Below are 6,439 nucleotides of genomic sequence, written 5' to 3'. Positions count from 1 at the left end.
ATAAGGGCCGTATTGCCCGTTCAATACCTGAATTGTCTTGTTTTCTTCGTACTCTCTTATTATTTTATTGCTTTCGGCGGCATTTTTTGCTTTTATTATCTCAATTGCCCCTTCAATTGTCAAGGTTGTTGGGTCAGTTCCTTTGGCAATATTATAATATTTATCACCATATTTCACGTATGGGCCAAAGCGACCTTTGCCAATATTGACGGCTAAACCTTCGTAAATTCCTAAATCTTTTGGTTGAGATAAATCGCCGCTATTGCGTTGAGCAGTCATTAGTTCTATGGCTCGTGCTTGGTCAATTTGATAAGGGTCTTCGGCTTTATCTATGTTATAAAATTTATCATTATGTTTTATATATGGTCCGAACTTTCCTATCGAAACAATAACGGGCTGGTCTTCATAAAAACCAACTTCTCGTGGTAGTTTTGGTAAATCAAATAAAGCCAAACCTTCTTCCAAAGTTATGGTATCTATCAACTGACCTTTGAGTAAACTCACAAAAGTTGGCTTGTCTTCATCGTCTTTTTCACCGATTTGAACATAAGGGCCAAACTTGCCAATTTTCACCGAAACTTTCTTGCCTGATTTTGGGTCAATTCCTAATTCACGCGTACCAGCAGTAGATTTTGCTTCAGCCGCCAATTCAATTTTTGAATGAAAATCTTTATAGAAATCAGCGATAACATTTTGCCATTGGGCTTTTCCATCAGCCACAATATCGAAGCTTTTTTCAACATTTGCCGTGAAATTATAGTCAATAACCGCATCAAAGTTTTCTACTAAAAAATCATTTACAACCATGCCAACATTGGTTGGAAAAAGTTTTGCTTTTTCAGTTCCGTAATTTTCTTTACCAACTTTCTCCGAAACTTCATTGTCTTTAAGTGTAAATTCTTTAAAACTTCGTTCTTTACCAGGTCTATCTTCTTTTACAACATAATTTCGTTTTACGATAGTCGTAATTGTTGGAGCATAAGTAGAAGGACGACCAATACCCAATTCTTCCAATTTCTTTACTAAACTTGCCTCAGTATAGCGTGCCGAAGGTTTTGTAAATCTTTCGGTGGCTCTCATAATAGATAAATCTAAAACTTGCCCGATGTTTAAAGGTGGTAACATTCCTTTGCTTTCCTCGTCTTCGTCGTCGCTCGATTCGAGATAAACTTTTAAGAAACCATCAAATTTTATTACTTCACCAGTTGCTACCAAATCTTCTTTGGTTGTTGAAATTCCAATAGTTGCAATGGTTCGTTCCAACTCTGCATCTGCCATTTGGGAAGCTATCGAACGTTTCCAAATCAAATCATACAACCTTTGTTCGTTTCGGTCGCCTTCAACTTTTTCTGTGCTAAAATCAGTTGGACGAATGGCTTCGTGAGCTTCTTGTGCCGACTCATTTTTGGTTTTATATTGACGAGTTTTTACGTATTTCTCGCCATAAGCATTTTCAATCTGTGTTTTTGCCTTTTCAATGGCTTCGCTCGAAAGGTTCGTTGAGTCAGTTCTCATGTAAGAAATCTTACCTGCTTCATACAATTTCTGAGCAACAGTCATGGTTTGAAGCACCGAAAAGCTTAATTTACGAGAAGCCTCTTGCTGCAAAGTGGAAGTCGTAAACGGTGCAGCTGGAGATTTTTTGGCTGGTTTTACTTCAAGGTTTTTGATAGTAAAAATAGCATTTACACATTTTTCCAAAAAAACTCGTGCATCGGTTTCTTTTTCAAAGTTTTTGCCTAATTCAGCATTAAGTATCTTTCCTTTATCAACTATAAATTGTGCTTGAACTTTAAATGAAGATTTAGAATTGTGGGCATCAATTTCTCGTTCTCTATCAACAACAACTCTTACAGCCACCGACTGTACTCTTCCTGCCGAGAGATTTGTACGCTCGCCAGTTCTGATTTTTTGCCAAAGTACTGGAGAAAGTTCAAAACCAACCAAACGGTCAAGTACTCGACGAGCTTGTTGAGCATTCACCAAATCCATGTTAATGGTTCGTGGATTCTCGATGGCGGCGGTAATTGCTTTTTTTGTAATTTCTCTAAAAACAATTCTTGGTGTAGCATCATTTAGTCCCAATGCCTCTTTCAAATGCCACGAAATAGCCTCTCCTTCACGGTCATCATCAGTTGCAAGCCATACAGTATCTGATTCTTTGGCGAGTTTTTTTAGTTCACTGATTACCTTCGTTTTATCAGCCGATACGATATAATTTGGTAGAAATTTGTTTTTAACATCAATACCTAATTCTTTATCAGGCAAATCACGTACGTGTCCAAAACTTGATTTTACCGTGAAATCTTTTCCGAGATACCCTTCAATGGTCTTGGCTTTGGCAGGTGACTCAACTATAACTAAATTTTTCGACATCTATTCGGTTTTTGTTTTTTATGGCTCAAATATAAGCCTTGATTCATAAAACAACTATTTTATGTGAAAAATTGCTGAAAATTTATCTTTTCTTAATTTTAACTTTAATACTTTTATTTGAAAAATCTGTTGAATTTTGGTTTTTTGAGTTTTTGATACCTTGAAATGATAATATTTTGTTGATTTGTAACATATTCGCTCCGAAACATTGTATTTACATGATTCCTATTCTATTTTTGCATCAATTCCTTCTTTTAATTAATCTTTGTTTCGTAGTTTTGTTACTATACGAGATTTCTTACAAAAGAATTCAGTAACAATAAATCTTAAATTTTTTTAACAAATGGCAGTTTTTGACTTAGATATGATTAAGAGCGTTTACGCTCGAATGCCAGAAAGAGTAGCCGCTGCTCGCAAGGCAGTAGGTAAACCACTTACTTTGGCAGAAAAAATTCTTTATTCTCATTTGTGCGAAGGTTCTCCGACCAAAACATATAGTAGAGGTATTAACTATGTTGATTTTGCTCCAGACCGTGTAGCGATGCAAGATGCAACGGCTCAAATGGCTTTGTTGCAATTTATGTCGGCTGGTCGTCCGCAAGTGGCTGTTCCTTCAACGGTTCATTGCGACCATTTGATTCAAGCAAAAGTTGGTGCAATTGACGATTTAAAAATTGCTACTGAAAAGAACAAAGAAGTTTATGATTTCTTGGCTTCTGTATCAAATAAATATGGTATTGGTTTCTGGAAAGCAGGGGCTGGTATCATTCACCAAGTAGTTATCGAAAATTACGCATTTCCAGGTGGTATGATGATTGGAACTGACTCTCACACGCCAAATGCTGGTGGGTTGGGTATGGTTGCAATTGGTGTTGGTGGAGCTGATGCTTGCGATGTAATGGCAGGTTTAGCTTGGGAATTGAAAATGCCAAAATTGATTGGTGTAAAACTGACTGGTAAACTTAAAGGATGGGCTTCTGCAAAAGACGTTATCTTGGAAGTGGCTGGTCAATTGACTGTAAAAGGTGGAACTGGTGCAATTGTAGAATATATTGGTAAAGGTGCTGATGGTCTATCGGCAACTGGTAAAGGTACAATCTGTAATATGGGTGCCGAAATTGGTGCAACAACCTCAATTTTTGGCTACGACAAAAAGATGGCTGCTTACTTGAAAGCAACTGGTCGTGCAAAAGTAGCTTCTATGGCAAATGGTATTAAAGATTTATTACGCCCCGACCAAGAGTGTATAGATAACCCAGAGTTATATTATGACCAAGTAATTGAGATTAATTTGTCAAGACTTGAGCCAAGAGTAAATGGGCCATTCACGCCAGATTTGGCTTGGCCATTGTCTAAATTTGCAAAGGCTGTTATCAAAAATAAATGGCCACAAAAATTAGATGTGGGTTTAATAGGTTCGTGTACCAACTCATCTTACGAAGATATGACTCGTGCCGCTTCGATTGCTTCGCAAGCTGCAGCTAAAAATATCAAAGCAAAGTCTGAATTTACCATTACTCCAGGTTCAGAATTAGTACGTTTTACAGCCGAACGTGATGGTATTTTAGCACAATTTGATGCCATTGGTGGAGTAGTTTTGGCAAATGCTTGTGGCCCTTGTATAGGTCAATGGGCAAGACATGGAGCCGAAAAAGGTGAGAAAAACTCTATTATGACTTCATTTAATAGAAATTTTGCCAAACGTGCCGATGGAAATCCAAATACACACGCTTTTGTGGCATCGCCCGAAATCGTAACTGCATTTGCAATCGCAGGTGATTTGACTTTCAATCCTGTGAAAGATTTCTTGACCAACGAAAAAGGTGAGCAAGTAAAATTGGATAATCCTTTTGGAGTTGAATTACCTCCAATGGGCTTTGAAGTTAAAGATGCTGGTTACCAAAAACCCAAGAAAGATGGTAGCAAAGTTAAAGTAGTAGTAAGTCCAAAATCTGACCGTTTGCAATTACTTGAGCCATTTAAAGCTTGGGAAGGTACCGACTTGAAAGGCTTGAAATTATTGATTAAAGCCAAAGGTAAATGTACAACTGACCATATTTCGATGGCTGGCCCGTGGTTGAAATTCCGTGGACACCTAGATAATATCTCAAATAACTTGTTGATAGGAGCCATTAACTTTGCCAACGGTAAAGCAAATACTGTTAAGAACCAATTGACTGGCGTTTATGGCGAAGTGCCAACGGTACAACGTGCCTACAAAGCAGCAGGAGTGGGAACGATCGTTGTTGGTGACGAAAACTATGGCGAAGGTTCATCTCGTGAACATGCTGCTATGGAGCCTCGTCACTTGGGTGTTCGTGCTATTATTGTTCGCTCGTTTGCACGTATTCATGAAACAAACTTGAAAAAACAAGGAATGTTAGGTTTGACTTTTGCAAACCCTGCGGACTATGACAAAATTCAAGAAAATGATTCTTTTGATATTTTAGGTTTAACTACTTTTGCCGAAGGTGTTCCTTTAACATTAGTTGCCAACCATGCAGATGGCTCTAAAGACGAAATCAAATTGAACCATACTTATAATACAAGTCAAATCGGTTGGTTCAAAGCAGGTTCTGCTTTGAATTTAATTGCGGCCGAGGCTGCGAAACAGTAAGTTTTGAATAATAATATTTTGAAAAAAGTACCTTGAAAGAGATTTTGAGGTACTTTTTTTATTGGTTTCAATCTGAAATTTGTCAGATATGAATAAAACACTTATTTTTGATAAAATGAATATCAATCTTAAAATACGATGAAAGCGGTAGCAAATATTAATACAAACATTCAGCTAACTTTTAGTCAAATAACTGATATAGCAAAGCAATTACCAAAAAAGCAAAAAGCGAAATTATTGTCTATTTTGGTAAAAGAAAATGAGATTGAAGAAGAAATGACTAAAGCCGAACTTGTGGCATGCATCAAAGAAGGCTTGGAGGAGGTTAAGCTTTATAAAGAAGGAAAAATTAAGCTACGTACTTTAAAAGAATTTTTAGAAGATGTATAGTGTAATCCCTGCTCAAAGTTTTGAAAAAAGTGCTAAATCCTTGCTCAAAAAATATGCGTCATTAAGAAAAGAACTTTTTGAACTTGGAGAAGAATTAGCCGAAAATCCTATGATGGGAACTCCACTTGGTAAATCATGCTTTAAAATTAGGCTTGCCATTAAAAGTAAAGGAAAAGGTAAACGTGGAGGAGCAAGAATTGTTACTTATGTTATAACTGAAAATAAAGAAGTTATCTTGCTTACAATTTATGACAAAAAGGTGAAAGACGACCTTTTATCAAATGAATTAGACGAACTACTGAAAGAATTAGCTGAATAAAACAAATATGGAAACCACTAAACTCTACAAACTACTACTTTTACTCCCATTTTTCTCGCACTACCAAGCCTTGCTTCCGATTCATTAAAAGTTAAGAAAATTGAGTATTATGAAGATGGGAAGTTGGTGAGAGCTACTTTTTTTGATACTTTAGGTAGAATAACGAAGCAATTTTTCATGGATTACAAAGAAAATTTTATTGCAAAAGCAAAAAATGAAATACAAATTGTAAAATTCAAAGATGGTAAATATTATTGTTTTGAGACTTATTATGTAAATATTTATGGGGATAGTGTTCTTTTTTATAACCCTGATAATAGTGGATTTATTCAATATCTTAAGTATAATTCTAAAGAACAAAATATTGAAACACCTTATATTATTTACAAACAAAAATGGAATTATTATCAAAAGTTAATTAATATTGATTCTTTAGAATTTGTAAGTGAAGTTGATAATGGCTACAACTTTAAAATATTATTTTTTTACGATTCATTAGGGAATGAAATAATGCAAAAAGCAATTGACCGAGGAAAAGTGAACAAAATAGTTGTAAAAAAATTCAGCATAGATGGTAAAATATTGAATTTTGAGTCGAAAGATTTATTAAGGAAAGAACTTATAAATTTAAACTATTCGTTACGACTCAGGTTCTACCCTGAATTAGTTAAATTGAATAAAAAGTATTAATCTTACTTCATCTTGTTAGATATAGAAATCATATCGAAATTTGAAGC

General features: G+C 35.5%; 5 protein-coding genes. 4 read left to right on the top strand and 1 reads right to left on the bottom strand.

Annotated elements, in window-relative coordinates; translation table 11 throughout:
- Positions 1-2,376, bottom strand: a 2,376-nt coding sequence (gene topA / locus ACH2CJ_RS14655; protein WP_394993693.1) for a type I DNA topoisomerase, incomplete at its 3' end; no start/stop codon positions are given.
- Positions 2,377-2,719: 343 nt separating this feature from the next.
- On the opposite strand from topA, the gene ACH2CJ_RS14650 reads away from it, so the two are divergent.
- From ACH2CJ_RS14650 to ACH2CJ_RS14635, 4 genes are all read left to right on the top strand, one after another.
- Entirely contained in the window at positions 2,720-4,993 is a 2,274-nt protein-coding gene (locus tag ACH2CJ_RS14650) for an aconitate hydratase (protein WP_394993692.1), read from the top strand.
- 138 nt (positions 4,994-5,131) lie between these two features.
- Entirely contained in the window at positions 5,132-5,383 is a 252-nt protein-coding gene (locus tag ACH2CJ_RS14645; RefSeq protein ID WP_394993691.1) for a hypothetical protein, read from the top strand.
- Positions 5,376-5,702: a hypothetical protein gene (locus tag ACH2CJ_RS14640; protein WP_394993690.1), complete on the top strand. Its 327-nt coding sequence runs from the start codon at positions 5,376-5,378 to the stop codon at positions 5,700-5,702. The genes ACH2CJ_RS14645 and ACH2CJ_RS14640 overlap by 8 nt, the downstream gene beginning before the upstream one ends.
- A 177-nt stretch (positions 5,703-5,879) precedes the next feature.
- Complete coding sequence (locus ACH2CJ_RS14635; RefSeq protein WP_394993689.1) at positions 5,880-6,392, top strand: hypothetical protein; 513 nt, start codon at positions 5,880-5,882, stop codon at positions 6,390-6,392.
- Positions 6,393-6,439 lie beyond the last annotated feature (47 nt).

Origin of the sequence: Emticicia sp. (assembly GCF_043780375.1) — a bacterium.
In the GTDB taxonomy this organism is placed as follows: Bacteria; Bacteroidota; Bacteroidia; order Cytophagales; family Spirosomataceae; genus Emticicia.
The sequence above is the reverse complement of the archived record's forward strand: the minus strand, read 5'-3'. Positions and strand labels throughout refer to the sequence as shown.